This is a genomic window from Streptomyces sp. ME02-8801-2C (assembly GCF_033793965.1).
GTDB lineage: Bacteria > Actinomycetota > Actinomycetes > Streptomycetales > Streptomycetaceae > Streptomyces.
This window is the reverse complement of record NZ_JARAXP010000018.1, coordinates 1-17402: the sequence shown is the minus strand read 5'-3', so window position 1 is coordinate 17402 and position 17402 is coordinate 1. Positions and strand designations below refer to the sequence as shown.

Annotated in this window: 16 protein-coding genes; 11 read left to right on the top strand and 5 right to left on the bottom strand. The window is 69.9% G+C overall.

Features of this window, described 5'->3' with window-relative positions; all coding sequences use genetic code 11:
- Positions 1-45 precede the first annotated feature (45 nt).
- The 6 genes from PV396_RS37495 to PV396_RS37470 all read left to right on the top strand — a co-directional run bounded on the left by PV396_RS37495 (position 46) and on the right by PV396_RS37470 (position 3353).
- Positions 46-510 carry an SRPBCC family protein gene (locus tag PV396_RS37495; RefSeq protein WP_319212494.1) on the top strand — a complete coding sequence of 155 codons (465 nt, stop codon included), beginning with the start codon at positions 46-48 and terminating at the stop codon, positions 508-510.
- A gap of 10 nt (positions 511-520) precedes the next feature.
- Positions 521-982, top strand: a complete 462-nt coding sequence (locus PV396_RS37490; protein ID WP_319212492.1) for an anthrone oxygenase family protein — start codon at positions 521-523, stop codon at positions 980-982.
- Positions 983-1036: 54 nt separating this feature from the next.
- Positions 1037-1789: an SDR family oxidoreductase gene (locus PV396_RS37485; RefSeq protein WP_319212490.1), complete on the top strand. Its 753-nt coding sequence runs from the start codon at positions 1037-1039 to the stop codon at positions 1787-1789.
- Positions 1789-2109: an antibiotic biosynthesis monooxygenase family protein gene (locus PV396_RS37480; RefSeq protein WP_319212488.1), complete on the top strand. Its 321-nt coding sequence runs from the start codon at positions 1789-1791 to the stop codon at positions 2107-2109. The genes PV396_RS37485 and PV396_RS37480 overlap by 1 nt, the downstream gene beginning before the upstream one ends.
- Positions 2099-2410 carry an antibiotic biosynthesis monooxygenase family protein gene (locus tag PV396_RS37475; RefSeq protein WP_319212486.1) on the top strand — a complete coding sequence of 104 codons (312 nt, stop codon included), beginning with the start codon at positions 2099-2101 and terminating at the stop codon, positions 2408-2410. Before PV396_RS37480 ends, PV396_RS37475 begins: the two co-directional genes overlap by 11 nt.
- Before the next feature lie 79 nt (positions 2411-2489).
- The gene (locus PV396_RS37470; RefSeq protein WP_319212484.1) at positions 2490-3353 is read left to right on the top strand and encodes an NAD(P)-dependent oxidoreductase; all 864 of its coding nucleotides are present in this window, start codon (positions 2490-2492) and stop codon (positions 3351-3353) included.
- Positions 3354-3538: 185 nt separating this feature from the next.
- Here PV396_RS37470 and metF read toward each other — a convergent pair whose 3' ends face one another.
- The 5 genes from metF to metK all read right to left on the bottom strand — a co-directional run bounded on the left by metF (position 3539) and on the right by metK (position 11643).
- Positions 3539-4420 (bottom strand): methylenetetrahydrofolate reductase [NAD(P)H], encoded by an 882-nt coding sequence (gene metF, locus PV396_RS37465; protein ID WP_319212672.1) that lies wholly within the window; start codon positions 4418-4420, stop codon positions 3539-3541.
- A gap of 25 nt (positions 4421-4445) precedes the next feature.
- Complete coding sequence (gene ahcY / locus PV396_RS37460; protein WP_319212482.1) at positions 4446-5903, bottom strand: adenosylhomocysteinase; 1458 nt, start codon at positions 5901-5903, stop codon at positions 4446-4448.
- A 12-nt stretch (positions 5904-5915) separates the two neighbouring features.
- Entirely contained in the window at positions 5916-9395 is a 3480-nt protein-coding gene (gene metH / locus PV396_RS37455; RefSeq protein ID WP_416071548.1) for a methionine synthase, read from the bottom strand.
- Positions 9392-10372, bottom strand: coding sequence for a carbohydrate kinase family protein (locus PV396_RS37450; protein ID WP_319212480.1), 981 nt, complete (start codon positions 10370-10372; stop codon positions 9392-9394). The genes metH and PV396_RS37450 overlap by 4 nt, the downstream gene beginning before the upstream one ends.
- Positions 10373-10437: 65 nt before the next feature.
- Positions 10438-11643: a methionine adenosyltransferase gene (gene metK, locus PV396_RS37445; protein WP_319212478.1), complete on the bottom strand. Its 1206-nt coding sequence runs from the start codon at positions 11641-11643 to the stop codon at positions 10438-10440.
- 231 nt (positions 11644-11874) lie between these two features.
- Between metK and PV396_RS37440 the strand changes: the two genes are divergently transcribed.
- From PV396_RS37440 to PV396_RS37420, 5 genes are all read left to right on the top strand, one after another.
- Positions 11875-13068 (top strand): nucleotide disphospho-sugar-binding domain-containing protein, encoded by a 1194-nt coding sequence (locus tag PV396_RS37440; RefSeq protein ID WP_319212476.1) that lies wholly within the window; start codon positions 11875-11877, stop codon positions 13066-13068.
- The gene (gene asnB / locus PV396_RS37435; RefSeq protein ID WP_319212474.1) at positions 13056-14897 is read left to right on the top strand and encodes an asparagine synthase (glutamine-hydrolyzing); all 1842 of its coding nucleotides are present in this window, start codon (positions 13056-13058) and stop codon (positions 14895-14897) included. The genes PV396_RS37440 and asnB overlap by 13 nt, the downstream gene beginning before the upstream one ends.
- A 70-nt stretch (positions 14898-14967) precedes the next feature.
- Positions 14968-15636, top strand: coding sequence for a TenA family transcriptional regulator (locus tag PV396_RS37430; protein ID WP_319212472.1), 669 nt, complete (start codon positions 14968-14970; stop codon positions 15634-15636).
- Positions 15637-15744: 108 nt separating this feature from the next.
- Entirely contained in the window at positions 15745-16944 is a 1200-nt protein-coding gene (locus PV396_RS37425) for a cytochrome P450 (RefSeq protein WP_319212470.1), read from the top strand.
- A gap of 13 nt (positions 16945-16957) precedes the next feature.
- On the top strand, positions 16958-17155 hold the full coding sequence (locus tag PV396_RS37420; protein ID WP_319212468.1) for a ferredoxin: 198 nt from the start codon (positions 16958-16960) through the stop codon (positions 17153-17155).
- Positions 17156-17402 lie beyond the last annotated feature (247 nt).

Genomic DNA, 17402 nt, shown 5'->3' with positions numbered 1-17402 from the left:
GGGACCACCGGGACCACCGTGACGACAATGGTTAGGAGCACAACGATGGCTGGACACACCGACAACCACATCGTCATCGACGCCCCCATCGACGTGGTGTGGCAGATGACCAACGACGTGCCGAACTGGCCCGATCTCTTCAGTGAGTACGCCTCCGCCGAGGTGCTGGAGCGCGACGGCGAGACCGTGCTCTTCCGGCTCACCATGCACCCCGACGAGGACGGCAACGTCTGGAGCTGGGTGTCACGGCGCACCAGTGACCCCGAGACCCGCAGTGTGCGGGCCGAGCGGGTGGAGACCGGCCCGTTCGACTTCATGAAGATCTTCTGGGAGTACACGGAGGAACCCGGCGGGGGCGTGCGGATGCGCTGGGTCCAGGACTTCCACATGAAGCCGCAGGCGCCCGCCACCGACGAGGCGATGACCGAGCACCTCAACCGCAACACCAAGGTGCAGATGGCGCTCATCAAGGAGAAGGTCGAGGCCGCCGCGCGCGCCCTGACCCGCTGAGGGGGACCTCGTGCTCGCGTTTCTCACTCCCCTGGTCCTGCTGCTCAACGGGCTCGCGGCCGGGGTGCTGTTCGGCACCCAGCTGGGCGGATTCCCCTATCTGGCCTCGCTGCCCGCCGACCGGTACGTGCACGCCCACGCGTTCTTCGGGACCCGGTACGACCCGGCGATGCCGATCTGTCTGCTCGGCACCGTCGTCTGCGACGCGGCCCTGGTGTTCGTCGCCACCGAACCGGTGGCGCGGGCCGCGTTCGCCACGGCCGCCGTGCTCGCCGCGGCCACCGCCGTCATCTCGGTCGCGAAGAACGTTCCGGTCAACCGGTGGATGCGCACCCTCGACCCGGAGAACCTGCCCGCGGACTTCGCGGACCGGGACCCGCGGCTCGACTGGGGTGCCTGGAACCGCAGGCGCAGCCTGCTGACCGTCGCCGCGCTGCTGGTGAACTGCGCCGCGCTCGGCGTCCTGCTGTGACCGACCGCTCGCGCCCACCCTCAACCTCACCGTCAACCCCGCTGTGGAGGAATCATGGATCTCGCACTTCGTGGCAAGAAAGCCCTGGTCACCGGCGGTACCCGAGGCGTCGGCCGGGGCATCGTCCTCGCCCTCGCCCGGGCCGGCGTCGACGTAGTGACCTGCTACCAGCGTGAGAGCGACTTCGTCACCTCGCTGGAGGCCGAACTCAAGGAGATCGGCGGCGACCACCATGTGCTGCGCGCCGACATCTCGCAGCCGGCCGAAATCGCCGACCTGCTGGAACGGGTCAAGGAGCGGTACGGACGGCTCGACCTGGTCGTCAACAACGCCGGCGCGATCAGCCACATCCCGTACGCCGAGCTCCCGTTGGAGGAGTGGCAGCGGATCTTCACGACCAATGTCACCGGCGCCCATCTGGTGATCCAGCACGCGCTGCCGCTGCTGGGCGAGGGCTCCTCGGTGGTGAGCATCGGCTCCCGGGCCATCGACGCCGGTATCCCGCTGCGCTCGCACTACACGGCGACCAAGGCGGCGCTGGTGGGCCTCAACCGTTCGCTGGCCAAGGAGTTCGGGCCGAAGGGCATCCGCTTCAACGTGGTCGCCCTGGGTGTCATCGAGACCGAGAACTTCCACGCGATGCCCGAGGAGCAGCGCACCGTCATGGCGGAGCGGTACGGCGCCAAGACCGCGCTCGGCAGGCTCGGCACCCCGGACGAGGTGGCCGGCGCCGTGCTGTGGCTCGCGAGCGACCTGTCCCGCTACGTCACCGGCAACACCATCGGCGTCGACGGGGGGATCTCCTGATGACGTTCCGGGTGATGCTGCGCATGGAGATCGAGCCGGGCAAGGAGGCGGACTTCGAACGGGCCTGGTCCTCCGGGACCGACGCGGTGACCGGGCACCCGGCCAACCTGGGGCAGTCGCTGTCCCGGTCCACCGGCGAGGAGAGCACGTACTACATCGTCAGCGACTGGCTGGACGAGGCACGGTTCCGCGAGTTCGAGGACAGCCCCGCCCACCTGGAGCACCGCTCCACGCTGCACCCGTTCCGCCGGAGCGGCTCCTTCCACACGATGGAGCTCGTCACGCACCTCGACGGCAAGGCGGCCGGCCGTGCCCGCTGAGGTCCGGGTCATGGTCTACCAGGCGGCGTACGACGAGGCGCAGCTCGCCGAGGTCAGGACGGCGTACCACCTGGTGAGCAAGCGGCTGGCGGGGGTGCCCGGCATGCTCGGGAACGAGCTGCTGCGCAGCCCCGCCGACCCCACCGCGCTCGCGGTGGTGAGCAGTTGGGAGTCCATGGCCGCGTTCCAGCGCTGGGAGCAGGGCGACGGCCACCGTAACGACACGGCCCCGCTGCGCCCCTTCCGCGACACCCGCGTCCCCGCGCCGTTCGCCGTCTACGAAGTCGACGCGGCGTACTGAGCCGAACGGGCTCGCCGGACCACAGGACGTAACGAAGATTTCGGATGTATCGGACGTACCGAAGGAGAAGGGTTTTGTCATGAATCACCGCCAGTTGGCGTTCATCGGCCTCGGCAACATGGGCAGCGGCATGGCGCATCGGCTGCTGGACCGCGAGTACCAGGTCACCGTGTTCAACCGGACCGCCGCGAAGGCCGGTCCGCTGGTCGAGGCCGGGGCCCTCCTCGCCGACTCCCCCGAGCAGGCCGTGAAGGGGCACCGGGTCGTCCTGCTGAGCCTCAGTGACGAACAGGCGGTCGACGAGGTGCTCTTCGGCCGGGTCGTGCCCGTCCTGGAGCCGGGTTCGCTGATCGTCGACACGTCGACCGTCTCCCCCGGTTACGCCCGGGAGGTGGCCGAGCGGCTGGCCGCCAAGGGGCTGCGCCGGGTCGAGGCCTGTGTGGTGGGCAATCCGCTGCAGGCCCGTGAGGGCGCCCTGCGCGTCTATGTGTCCGGCGCCGAGGAGGACCTGGCCGAGGTGCGGCCGGTGCTGGAGTCGATCGGCTCGCAGGTGCTCCACCTGGGCGCTCCGGGCACGGCGACGAGCATGAAGCTCATCCTGAACCTGCTGCTCGGCGCCCAGGTCGCCTCGATGGCCGAGGCCGTCGCCTACGGCGTCGCCGCCGGCCTGGACCGGGAACAGCTCATCACCTCCATAGCGGAGAGCGGCTTCAGCTCCGTGGTGATGCGGTTCCGGGCGGCTCTGATGCGTACCAGCTCCTACGAACCGGCTTTCTTCCGCGCCGATCTGATGGAGAAGGACATCCGGCTCGCCACGGCCGCGGCCCAGGAGAGCGGACTCGCCCTGCCGGTCCTGAACACGGTCCGGGAGAGGTTCGCCGCGGTGGTCGCCGCCGGGGACGGCCCCAAGGACGCCTCCGTCATCGTCGAACACCCCGTGTAGCCGGGCGGGAAAAAGGCGGGCGCCCTCCTCCGACGGAAGCGGAGGAGGGCGCCCGCCTTCGCGGTACCCGGCTCGGCACAGCGACACCGACGGGGAAGGCGGCGCCCGGACCGTGAGGCCCGCGGGTCCGCCTTCCCCGCCTTGCGCATTGAGGGCTTTGCGCACGGAGGCCGTGCGACCTCACCTCATGCCGCCGCCCGCATCCCGGCCAGGCCGAGGCCCTGGTAGATCTCCAGGGTCGCCGTGGAGTTGTTCAGCGTGATGAAGTGCAGCCCCGGTACGTCCTCTTCGAGCAGCCGCTCGCACATACGGGCCGCGTACTCCACCCCGATCTCCCGTACGGCGGCCGGATCGTCCTCCACCGCGTGCAGCCTCTCGGCGAGCGCCGGCGGGAACACCGCGTTGCTCAGCTGCGCCATGCGCTCGATCTGACCGACGTGGGTGACCGGCATGATCCCGGCGATCACCGGAACCCGGCAGCCCTGTGCGTACAGCCGGTCGCGGAGCCGGAGGTAGTCCTCGACGTCGAAGAACATCTGGGTGACGGCGTAGTCGGCCCCGGCCTCGCACTTGCGGTGGAAGTGCCTGATCTCGCTCTCCCAGTCGGGCGAGCGCGGGTGCCGCTCGGGAAACGCGGCGACCCCGACCCCGAAGTCCCCGCAGGACCGCACCAGGCGGACCAGTTCCTCGGCGTGGCTGAGCCCCTCGGGGTGCGGGCGCCACTCGCCCATGGGGTCCCCCGGCGGGTCCCCTCGCAGCGCGAGGATGTCGCGTACGCCGGCGTCCGCGTACTGGCCGATGATGTGGCGCAGCTCCGCCTCGGAGTGCTCGACCGCGGTGAGATGCGCGACCGGGGTGAGCGTGGTCTCCAGGGCGATGCGTCGGGTCGTCTCGACCGTGCGCTCGCGGGAGGATCCGCCGGCCCCGTAGGTCACGGAGACGAAGGTCGGGTGCAGTGGTTCGAGCCGCCGGATGGACTCCCACAACCGCTGCTCGGCCTTCTCCGTCTTTGCGGGGAAGAACTCGAATGAGTAGGAGCGCACGCCGGCGGCGAGCACGTCTGAGATGCGTGGCACTGCTCGCCTCCCCGAATCAGTAGCGGTAGTGGTCCGGCTTGTACGGGCCCTCGACCTCGACCCCGATGTACGACGCCTGCTCCGGGCGCAGCGTCGTGAGTTTGACGCCGAGGGCGTCGAGGTGGAGGCGGGCGACCTTCTCGTCGAGGTGCTTGGGCAGCACGTAGACGTCGGTCGGGTACTCCTCGGGCTTGGTGAACAGCTCGATCTGGGCCAGGGTCTGGTCCGCGAAGGAGTTGGACATCACGAACGACGGGTGCCCCGTCGCGTTGCCCAGGTTCAGCAGACGGCCCTCCGACAGCACGATCAGCACCTTGCCGTCGGGGAACTTCCACGTGTGGACCTGCGGCTTGACCTCGTCCTTGACGATGCCCTCGATCTTCGCCAGGCCGGCCATGTCGATCTCGTTGTCGAAGTGACCGATGTTCCCCACGATCGCCTGGTGCTTCATCCGGGCCATGTCCGAGGCCATGATGATGTCCTTGTTGCCGGTCGTGGTGATGAAGATGTCCGCCGTCTCCACCACATCGTCCAGCGTCGCGACCTGATAACCGTCCATCGCCGCCTGCAACGCACAGATCGGGTCGATCTCCGTCACGATCACCCGCGCACCCTGACCGCGCAACGACTCCGCACAGCCCTTGCCCACATCCCCGTACCCGAAGACGACCGCCGTCTTGCCGCCGATCAGGACATCCGTGGCCCGGTTGATCCCGTCGATCAGCGAATGCCGGCAGCCGTACTTGTTGTCGAACTTCGACTTCGTCACCGCGTCGTTCACGTTGATCGCGGGGAAGAGGAGGCTGCCCTCGCGCTGCATCTCGTACAGGCGGTGCACACCCGTCGTGGTCTCCTCGGTCACACCACGGATCTCCGACGCCAGCTGCGTCCACTTCTGCGAACCATTGCTGATCGTCCGGTTCAGCAGCTCGAGAATCACCCGGTGCTCGTCGTTCTCGGCCGTCTCGACAGCGGGAACCTTGCCCGCCTTCTCGTACTCGACACCCTTGTGGACCAGGAGCGTGGCGTCACCACCGTCGTCCAGGATCATGTTCGGACCACCCGTGGGACTGCCCGGCCAGGTCAGCGCCTGCTCCGTGCACCACCAGTACTCTTCGAGGGTCTCGCCCTTCCAGGCGAACACCGGGACACCCTGCGGGTTCTCCGGCGTGCCGTGCGGGCCGACCGCGATCGCCGCGGCCGCATGGTCCTGCGTCGAGAAGATGTTGCAGGACACCCAGCGGACCTCGGCACCCAGGGCGACCAGGGTCTCGATCAGGACGGCGGTCTGCACGGTCATGTGCAGCGAACCCATGATCCGGGCACCCGCCAACGGCTGCGCCGCCGCGAACTCCCTACGGATGGACATCAGACCGGGCATCTCATGCTCGGCAAGGGTGATCTCCTTACGGCCGAACGCGGCCAGCGAGAGATCCGCGACCTTGAAGTCCTGTGCGGTGTGGGTCGTGGTCATGCGAGCAGCTCCTCAGCGTGCGTTGAAGTAGGTGGCTTCGGGGTGGTGGATGACGATGGCGTCGGTGGACTGCTCGGGGTGGAGCTGGAACTCCTCGGAGAGGTGGACGCCGATGCGCTCGGGCTGGAGGAGGTCGGCGATCTTGGCGCGGTCCTCGAGGTCGGGGCAGGCGCCGTAGCCGAGGGAGAAACGGGCGCCCCGGTACTTGAGGGCGAACATGTCTTCGACGTCGGCGGGGTCCTCGCCGGCGAAGCCGAGTTCGGAGCGGACGCGGGCGTGCCAGTACTCGGCGAGCGCCTCGGCCAACTGGACGGACAGGCCGTGCAGTTCGAGGTAGTCGCGGTAGGAGTTCGCCTCGAAGAGCTTGGCGGTCTCCTCACCGATCCGGTTGCCGACGGTGACCACCTGAAGGCCCACGACATCCGTCTCGCCGGACTCCTCAGGGCGGAAGAAGTCGGCCAGGCACAGCCGGCGGCCACGACGCTGACGCGGGAACGTGAAACGCGTACGTTCGGAGCCGTCTTCGTTCAGCAGAATGAGGTCGTCGCCCTTGGAGTGGCAGGGGAAGTAGCCGTGGACGACGGCGGCTTCGAGGAGGTTGCCCGTCTGCAGTCGCTCCAGGAGGCCGCGCAGCCGGGGCCGGCCCTCGGTCTCCACCAGTTCCTCGTACGTCGGCCCTTCGCCGGTGCGGGCCTGCTTGAGACCCCACTGCCCCTTGAAGAGCGCGCCCTCGTCCAACCACGAGGCGTATTCCCCCAGTTGGATGCCCTTGACGATTCGCGTGTCCCAGAAGGGCGGGGTGGGGACGGGGTTGTCGATGGCGACGTCGGAGCGGACGTGCCCTTCCTCGGGCCGTTCCTCCACCACCGTGTCGGCGGCGCTCGCCCGCACCCGGCGCTGCTTCAGCTCCGGCAGCTTGGCGCCGGGCACCCCGCGCTTGACGCCGATGAGGGCGTCCATCAGCCGCAGGCCCTCGAACGCGTCACGGGCGTAGCGGACCTCGCCCTCGTAGATCTCGTGCAGGTCCTGCTCCACATACGCCCTGGTCAGGGCCGCGCCGCCGAGGATCACGGGGTAGTCGGCGGCCAGCTTGCGCTGGTTGAGCTCCTGCAGGTTCTCCTTCATGATCACCGTGGACTTGACCAGCAGACCCGACATGCCGATGACGTCGGCCTTGTGCTCCTGCGCGGCCTCGAGAATCGCGGAAACCGGCTGCTTGATACCGATGTTGACGACGTTGTACCCGTTGTTCGACAGGATGATGTCCACGAGGTTCTTGCCGATGTCATGGACGTCACCGCGCACGGTGGCCAGCACGATCGTGCCCTTGCCCTCCGCGTCCGACTTCTCCATGTGCGGCTCGAGATGCGCGACGGCCGTCTTCATCACTTCCGCCGACTGCAACACGAACGGCAACTGCATCTGGCCCGAGCCGAACAGCTCGCCGACGACCTTCATCCCGTCCAGCAGGGTGTCGTTGACGATGTCGAGAGCCGGGCGGGATTGCAGGGCCTCGTCGAGGTCCGCCTCCAGGCCGTTCTTCTCACCATCGATGATCCGCCGCTTGAGCCGCTCCTCCAGGGGAAGGGCGGCGAGTTCCTCGGCCTTGCCCGCCTTCAGCGACTTGGTGGTGGCGCCCTCGAACAGGGCCATCAGCTTCTGCAGGGGGTCGTAACCCTCGCGGCGGCGGTCGTAGACCAGGTCGAGAGCCGTGCTCACCTCCTCCTCGCTGAAGCGGGCGATGGGGAGGATCTTCGACGCGTGCACGATCGCCGAGTCCAGGCCGGCCTTGACGCACTCGTCCAGGAAGACGGAGTTGAGGAGGACGCGGGCGGCCGGGTTGAGGCCGAAGGAGATGTTCGACAGGCCCAGCGTGGTCTGCACGTCCGGGTGGCGGCGCTTGAGCTCGCGGATCGCCTCGATCGTGGCGATGCCGTCCTTTCGCGACTCCTCCTGGCCGGTACAGATCGTGAAGGTGAGGGTGTCGATGAGAATGTCCGACTCGTGGATGCCCCAGTTCGCCGTCAGGTCCTCGATCAGGCGTTCGGCGATGGCGACCTTCGTCTCGACGGTCCTGGCCTGCCCCTCCTCGTCGATGGTGAGCGCGATGAGCGCGGCGCCGTGCTCCCCCGCCAGTCGGGTGACTTTCGCGAACCGGGACTCCGGTCCGTCGCCGTCCTCGTAGTTGACGGAGTTGATGACCGCACGCCCGCCGAGCTTCTCCAGACCCGCCTGCAACACCTCGACCTCGGTGGAGTCCAGGACGATCGGCAGGGTCGAGGCGGTGGCGAAACGGCCCGCCAGCTCCTCCATGTCCGCGACACCGTCCCGGCCCACGTAGTCCACGCACAGGTCGAGCATGTGCGCGCCCTCACGGATCTGGTCGCGGGCCATCTCGACACAGTCGTCCCAGCGGGCCTCCAGCATCGCCTCACGGAACTTCTTCGAACCGTTGGCGTTCGTCCGCTCACCGATCGCCATGTACGACGTGTCCTGACGGAACGGAACCGTCTGGTAGAGCGAGGCGGCACCCGCCTCCGGCTGCGGCCGGCGCTCGGTGACAGCCGTGCCCCGGACCCGCTCCACGACCTGCCGCAGATGCTCGGGCGTCGTGCCGCAGCACCCGCCGACCAGCGAAAGCCCGTACTCGCGGACGAAGTTGTCCTGGGCGTCGGCCAACTCCGGCGCGCCCAGCGGATAGTGCGCGCCGTCCTTGGTCAGCACCGGCAGACCGGCGTTGGGCATGCACGACAGCGGGATACGGGAGTGGCGGGAGAGGTAGCGCAGGTGCTCGCTCATCTCGGCTGGGCCCGTCGCACAGTTGAGGCCGATCATGTCGATGCCGAGGGGCTCCAGCGCGGTCAGCGCGGCGCCGATCTCCGAGCCGAGCAGCATCGTGCCGGTGGCCTCGACCGTCACCGACACGATCACCGGGACATCCGCGCCCAGGGCCTTCAGGGCGCGCCGGGCGCCCAGTACGGCGGCCTTGGTCTGGAGCAGGTCCTGGGTCGTCTCCACGAGCAGCGCGTCCGCGCCGCCTGCCAGCAGGCCCTCGGCGTTTCGCTGGTAGGCGTCGCGGATCGTGCCGTAGGCGATGTGGCCGAGCGTGGGCAGCTTGGTGCCCGGTCCCATCGAGCCCAGGACCCATCGCTCCCGCCCGTCGACGGACGTGAACGCGTCGGCCGTCTCCCGCGCGATACGGGCGCCGGCCTCCGACAGTTCCAGCACCCGGTCGGCGATGTCGTACTCGGCGAGGGCGGCGAGGTTCGCGCCGAAGGTATTGGTCTCGACGCAGTCCACGCCCACCGAGAAGTACGCCTCGTGGACGGAACGGACGATGTCGGGGCGGGTGATGTTGAGGACCTCGTTGCAGCCCTCCAGTTGCTGGAAGTCCTCCAGCGTCGGGTCCTGCGCCTGGAGCATCGTGCCCATCGCGCCGTCGGCCACCACGACGCGCGAGGCGAGCGCCGCCCGCAGGGAGGCGCCGCTCACAGGACTTCGCCGAGGTGTGGGGTGACGGCGTCCGTCGCGACGGATCCGTAACCGGCGCGCAGGGCCACCTTCAGGGCGCGGCGGCTGAGCTCGTACGTCTGGGTGCCGGTGGTGGCCAGGGCCGCGGAGGCCATGGCGCAGCCCAGCCAGGCCGACTGCTCGGTGCCCAGCCGCCAACTCTGTCCGGCGAGGAAGCCGGCCCGGAAGGCGTCTCCGGCACCGGTGGGTTCCGCGACCCGGCGTACGGGGACGGCCGGGATCCGCAGAGGTGCGGACCGGGCGCTCTCGATGTGCACGCCGTCGGCGCCCTGGGTGATCACCCAGGTGCCCACCTGCTCGAGAACGTCCGCCTTGCTCCACCCCGTGCGCTCGGTCAGCAGCTCGGCCTCGTAGGCGTTGGTGAACAGGAAGCGTGCGCCGCGTACGACGTCCTGGGCCTCGGCGCGTTCGAGTACGGCCAGTTGCTGCGAGGGGTCGGCGGAGAAGGTGATGCCGTGGGTCCGGCACTCGCGGGCGTGGCGGACCATCGCGCCGGGGTCGTCGGGTGAGACGAGGACGTGGTCGACGGCCGTCCGGCGGGCGATGTCGGCGATCGATATCTCCCGGGCCTCGGACATGGCCCCCGGGTAGAAGGTGCCGATCTGGTTGTTCTCCCGGTCGGTCGTGCAGATGAACCGGGCGGTGTGGGCCCGGTCGCTGACGCGGACCCAGTCGGTGTCGACGCGGTGCTCCTTCAGCCAGACCCGGTAGTCGTCGAAGTCGACTCCCGCCGCCGCCACCAGTACCGGCTGCACACCGAGCCGTCCCAGACCGAAGGCGATGTTCGCGGCGACACCGCCCCGCCGGATCTCCAGTGACTCGGCGAGAAAGGAAAGGGAAACCTGGTCCAGCCGCTCCCCGATCAGCTGCTGGGCGAAGCTGCCGGAGAAGCCCATCAGCTGGTCGATGGCGATCGAACCGGTCACGGCGATACGCATGGCTGTGCCTCCTGTGATGTGGCGCCTGGTCGAAACCCTGTGGTGCGGTGGCCGTGGTGGTCGGGTCAGCCGATCGCGGACCGCAGGGCGGACACCCGGTCGGTGCGCTCCCAGGTGAAGTCGGGCAGTTCACGGCCGAAGTGGCCGTAGGCCGCGGTCTGGGCGTAGATCGGGCGCAGCAGGTCCAGGTCGCGGATGATGGCGGCCGGGCGGAGGTCGAAGACGGAGGCGATGGCGGCCTCGATCCTGTCGACGGCGACCTTCTCGGTGCCGAAGGTCTCCACGAACAGCCCGACCGGCTCGGCCTTGCCGATGGCGTACGCGACCTGCACCTCGCAGCGGGAGGCCAGCCCCGCCGCGACGACGTTCTTCGCGACCCAGCGCATCGCGTAGGCGGCGGAGCGGTCGACCTTGGAGGGGTCCTTGCCGGAGAAGGCGCCGCCGCCGTGGCGGGCCATGCCGCCGTACGTGTCGATGATGATCTTGCGGCCGGTCAGGCCCGCGTCGCCCATCGGGCCGCCGATCTCGAACCGCCCGGTGGGGTTGACCAGCAGCCGGTAGCCCTCGGTCTCCAGCTTGGTGCCGTCCTCGCCGAGCGCGGCGAGCACGGGTTCGACGACGAACCGGCGGATGTCCGGGGTCAGCAGGCTGTCCAGGGAGATGTCCGGGGCGTGCTGGCTGGACACGACGACGGTGTCCAGCCGTACGGGCCGGTGGCCGTCGTACTCGATGGTCACCTGTGTCTTGCCGTCGGGCCGCAGATACGGCAGAACGCCGTCCTTGCGGACCGCGGTGAGGCGTTGGGCGAGCCGGTGGGCGAGCATGATGGGCAGCGGCATCAGCTCGGGCGTCTCGTCGCAGGCGAAGCCGAACATCAGGCCCTGGTCGCCGGCGCCCTGTCCGTCGAGCTCGTCCGACTCGCCTCCGACGCGCTGCTCGTAGGCCGAGTCCACGCCCTGGGCGATGTCCGGGGACTGCGCGCCCAGGGAGACGGACACTCCGCAGGAGGCGCCGTCGAACCCCTTCTGTGAGGCGTCGTAGCCGATGCCGAGCACGGTCTGCCTGATCAGGGTGGTGATGTCGGCGTACCCCTTGGTGGTGACCTCGCCGGCCACGTGCACCTGGCCCGTGGCGATGAGGGTCTCCACCGCGACACGGGAGGACGGGTCCTGGGACAGCAGGGCGTCCAGGATGCCGTCGCTGATCTGGTCGGCGATCTTGTCGGGATGCCCCTCGGTCACGGACTCCGAGGTGAAGAGGTTACGGGTCACGGGTCCTCCAGCGCGGAAACGGCGGATACGGCGGATACGACGAACAACGGGCTCCCGTGAGGCTGGGCGAGCCGACTGCAGACGGGCTCAAGGGCGGCTGGACACAAGGCCGTTGCGGGGATCGAGCAGATCCCGAGCTGGTTGCTAGCCGGTTGCCGCACTGTCCGTCCAGCACTGGACCCACCCGGTCCGCCGGGGTCCACCCACGTCACGAAGGGGCTGACGGAAGCCATGCGCGTACTGTTCACGACCTGGGCCTGGCCCTCGCACCTGTACGCCCTGGTGCCGCTGGCCTCGGCCTTCCGGGCAGCGGGCCACGAGGTGCTGATCGCCAGTCAGCCGGCCCTGAAGCCGGAGATCGAACGGACCGGGCTGCCCGCCGCCGTGGTGGGCGAGGACGTCGACGCGGTCGGGATGGTGCGCGGATACGTGCTGCCGTCGGCCGCCGGTGAGGCCGCGGGCGGTCCGCAGGCACCCAAGGAGGGCAAGGGGCCCCGGGCGCTGCGCATGTTCTGGGCGCACGCGGATTCGATGACCGACGGTCTGGTGGACCTGGCCCGCGACTGGCGCGCCGACGCGGTGGTGTACGAGCCGACCGCGCTGGCCGGCCCACTGGCCGCCGCGGCCGTGGGGATCCCGGCGATCCGGGTGCTGTACGGCACCGATCTGATGCTACGGGCCCGCAAGCTGCTGCCCGAACTGCTCTCCCCGCTGCTCGAGCGGCACGGCGTGACGGACTTCGACCCGCTGGGAGCCGTCACCGTCGACCCGTGTCCCGACACCTTCCAGGTGCCCACCGACTATCCACGGCTGCCGATCCGGCATGTGCCCTACAACGGTGTCGGCATCGCTCCCGGGCCGCTGACTCCGCCCGCGCCGGGTGTCCGGCGGGTGCTGGTGACCTGGGGCCACACCATGGCCCGGCTCAGCCCCGGTCTCTTCCTCGCCGGGGAGGTCGCGGCGGCGCTGCGCGGCGCGGACACCGAGGTGGTGCTGGCGGTGACGGGGGCGCAGCGCCGACTGCTCGACCCGGCCCTGCTGTCCGGTCCCGGCGCGGTGCGGGTGGTGGAGGACGCCCCGCTGCACACGCTGATGCCGGGCACCGATCTGGTGGTGGCGCACGGCGGCGCGGGGACGGTGCTCGCCTCGCTGCGCGCCGGGGTGCCGCTGCTGCTCGTACCGCAGCTGCCCGACCACACCGGTCACGCGGGGCGGGTCTTCGCGGCCGGCGCGGGAGAGGTGCTGTCCCGGGACGAGGCGACGCCGGAGCGGCTGCGCGAGGAGGCCGGGCGGCTGCTGGACCCCGAGAAGGGGGCGGCGGTGCGCGAGACGGCCCGCCGGCTGCGGGCGGAGATGCTGGACCGGCCCTCCCCCGCCGACATCGTCAACGAACTTCGGACGAAGGTGATCTCGTGTGCGGCATAGCGGGCTGGCTCGACTTCCGGCGTGACCTCGGCGAGGAGGGCGCCACCGTACGGACGATGGTCGCCGCGCTCGCCAATCGCGGCCCGGACGACGAGGCCGTGTGGACCGACCGGCGGGCCGCCCTGGGCCATCGCAGGCTGTCCGTCATCGACCTGGAGAACAGCACGCAGCCGATGGCCGTCGAGGAGGACGGCCGCACCCTGGCGGTCGTCGTGCACAACGGCGAGATCTACAACTTCCGCCAGTTGCGGCGGCAGTTGGAGGGGCTCGGACACCGTTTCCGCACCGCCGGCGACACCGAAGTGGTGGTGCGCGCCTATCTGGAGTGGGGCGACCGCTGCGCCGAGCACCTGGAGGGCATGTTCGCGTTCGCCGTCTGGGACCCGGCCCGCGAAAGGCTGCTGCTGGCCCGTGACCGGCTGGGCATCAAGCCGCTGTTCTACGCCAGGACCGCGAACGGTGTGCTGTTCGGCTCCGAGCCGAAGGCGTTGTTCGCCCACCCGTCCATGGAGTGCGCGGTGGACTCCGAGGGCTTCGCGGAGCTGCTGGCGTACATCGCGACGCCCGGGCACGCCGTCTACCGCGGGGTGCGCGAACTGCCGGCGGGGCACACGGCGGTGGTCCACCAGGGCGGGGTGACCGAGTCCGCGTACTGGACGCTGCCGTCCCGTCCCCACGAGGACGACGCGGCCACCACCATCGACGCCGTACGCGGTCTGCTGGCAGAGTCCGTCGAGGCGCATCTGGTCTCCGACGTGCCGCTGTGCACCCTGCTGTCCGGCGGGGTGGACTCCAGCGCCATCGTCGCGCTGGCCGCTCGTGCCGGAAACCGGCCCCGGACGTTCTCGGTCGACTTCGAGGGGCACACCGAGCGGTTCCGCAAGGACTTCTGGCACGAGGACGCCGACGCGCCGTACGCCGCCGAGGTGGCACGGCACGTGGGCACGGACCACGAGCCGGTGGTGCTGCGCACCGCGGATCTCGCGGACCCGGTGATCGACGCGGCGGCGCTGCGCTCGCAGGACCTGCCGCGCCCGATCCCGGACATGGACCGCTCGCTGTATCTGCTGCTGCGCGCGGTGCGCCAGCGCTCGACCGTGGCGCTGATGGGCGAGGCGGCCGACGAACTCTTCGGCGGCTACCGGTCGTTCCAGGATCCGTCGCTGACCGACACCGGGAACTTCCCCTGGGTGTCGATGGGTCTGAAGGTGGCTCCGCACGGCATGAGCACCGGACTGCTGGACCCCGGGATGCTCCAGAAGATCGACGTTCCCGGGTACGCCGCCCAGCGGTACTCGGAGGCCGTGGCCGAAGTGCCCCGGGTGGCGGGCGAGTCCGAGCTGGAGCACCGGATGCGGCGGGTCAGCCATGTCCATCTGACCCGTTGGATGCCGCTGCTGCTCACCCGGGACGACCGGCTGAGCATGGCGGTCGGCCTGGAGCTGCGGGTGCCGTACTGCGACCACCGCCTGGTCGAGTACGTCTACAACATCCCCTGGGAGATGAAGACCGCGGACGGCCGCGAGAAGAGCGTGCTGCGCTCCGCCGTGGCCGACCTGCTGCCCGCCTCGGTGACCGAACGCCGCAAGAGCCCCTTCCCGATCACCCAGGACCCGGGCTACGGCCAGGTGCTCAAGGAACGGTTCGACGCCGTGGTCAACGACCCGTCAGGACCGGTGGCCCCGCTGCTCGACCGCGAGGCCTGCGCCCGCCTCTCCGCACAGGACCGGCCCATCGAGGTCAGCGGCTGGGGGGAGCGGCGCGACGTGGAGATGGTGCTGCAACTGGACGGCTGGCTACGGCACTACCGCGTACGCCTCGACCTGTGAACCGAGAGCCGAGAACCGAGAACCGATAACCCGGGATTCTCCGACCGAGAACCGACAGGAGCAGATGCCCATGCTGAGCAAGGAACTCCAGGAGCTGGCCGAACCCGTTCTCGCCGAGGTCAGGGAGCACCCGTTCTGGGCGGGGCTGCGGGACGGTTCGCTGCCTGCCGAGTCGCTCGCCTACTTCGTGGAGCAGGACACCGGCTGGCTGCTGCCCGGGTACGCCCGCTCGCTGGCCCGTACGGCCGCCGCCACCCGGTGGGACGCGCACGCCGCGCTGCTGGCCCGCTCGGTCATCGGCACGCTGGAGGCCAGGGACCGGCTGCGCGGGGCGTACGCGGAACTCGCTCCGCGGCTGGAGCTGCCGCCGGCGGCCGAGTCGCCGGAGGTCACCGCGGCCACCCACGCGCACTGCTCGTTCTTCCACGCGGCCACCGCGGCGACGGTGGCGTCCGGGATGGGGGCGCTGCTGCCGATGGTCTGGTTCAACCACCAGATCTCCGACGACCTGCTGCGACGCCATGTGCCGGGCTCCCGCTACGCAGAGTGGATCAAGGTCTACCACCCGGGTGAGGGCTACCAGTACGCGGTGAAGGGCTTCATGGCCGCCTACGACGAGCTGGGCGAGCGCATGGCCGTCCCCGGCCGCGCCGAACTCGTCGACTACTTCACGACCAGCATCCGCTACGAGTGGGCCTTCGCCGAGGCCGCCTGGACCAGGTCCGGCTGGCCCCTGTGACCACAGGTCGCCGCGAGCGCCGACCTGTTGCACCGCCCCCCATGACCGAACCACTCCCTCGCTGATCACCGAACCGATGAAGATGAAACCGTGTGTGAAGGGATCGATGTGAGTACTCAGACCCCGCCCAGGTATCCGTTCGCCTGGAACCCGCCCATGCAGATGCCGGAGGCGCTGAAGGATGTCCACGAGTCCTCGGCGATGGAGGTGACCCTGCCGAGCGGTGACACGGCGACGCTGGTCACCCGGTACCAGGACGTGCGCGCCCTGTTCGCCGACAAGCGGCTGTCGCGCAACATCGCGCGGCCCGACTGCGCCCGGATCTCCAAGGACAACGACCTGTTCATGGATCCGCACATCGACCCGGACCCGCCCAAGCACACCCAGGTGCGCTCCCTGGTGACGAAGGCGTTCACCGCCCGGCGCATCGAGGCGCTGCGGCCATACGTCCAGGAGGTCGCGGACGAGCTCCTGGAGGAGATGGCGGCCGGCCCCCGGCCCGCCGAGCTCAACGAGGCGTTCGCGTTCCCGCTGCCCATCAAGGTGATCTGCAAGCTGCTCGGCGTGCCCGCCGAGGACCGGGACCAGTTCCGCGGTTACGTGGACGGGTTCCTCGCGGTGACCAAGCTGCCGCCGGAGGAGATCGGCAAGGCCCGGCAGAACCTGTGGAAGTACCTGGGCGACCTCATCGAGGACAAGCGCAAGAACCCGGCGGACGACCTGATCAGCGAGTTCATCCGGGTCCGCGACGAGGACGACAACCGGATGAACGAGCACGAGCTGCACTTCTGGTGCCAGGGGCTGCTCATCGCCGGCTACGTGACCACCGCGAGCCAGATCGGCACCGGTACCGCCGTGCTGCTGCACCGCCCCGACCTGGTCCGGGAGATCCAGGCGGACTGGTCACTGGTCCCCTCGACCGTCGAGGAGCTGCTGCGCACGCAGATCATGGGCTCCTCGGTGGGCACGATGCGTTACGCGATCGAGGACATCCCGCTGTCCGACGGCTCGGTGATCAAGAAGGGGACGAGTGTTCTCCTCTCCGAGGAGGGCGCCAACTGTGACCGCCGGGTCTTCGAGAACCCCTTCGAGCTCGACATCCGGCGCCAGGAGAACCACCACATGACCTTCGGGGCGGGCATCCACTACTGCGTGGGCGCCGCGCTGGCCCGGATGGAGCTGCAGATCGCCACCGAGAGTCTGCTGCGCCGCTTCCCCGACATCCACCTCGCCAAGCCGGCCGAGGAACTGCCCCGCGCGCTGGGCGGCTTCATGGAGGGGTTCACCGAGATCCCGGTGGACTGGTGAGGGAGCGGCAACGATGCGTGTGGTAGCCAACTCCGAGACCTGCGCGGTCGCCAGCCTGTGCGTGTACCGGCTCCCCGGTGTCTTCGACCAGGACGAGGAAGGGCTGGTGCTGGTCCTGGACGACCACCCGGACACCGCACTGCACGAGGAGGTCCACCGCGCGGTCCGCGCATGCCCGACGAACTCCATCCGGGTCGTCGAGACCGACTGAGACTCTGTCGGCGGATCCTCTCCCACGGCTGTGGCCCGGGAACCGAACTTCGGTTCCCGGGCCACAGCCGTGCCCCGTACCACCACGGCTTGCCCCGGGCAGGCACGTGTCCGGCACGCGGGCCCGGGACTCGGGCCCGGGACTCGGGCCCGGTGCGCGGCCCGGTGCCGGGGCCGGTGCGCGGCCCGGGGCCAGGGCCAGGGCCGTGCCCCCGGTGCCGGGGCCGGGGCTCGGCCCGGTGCCGGGG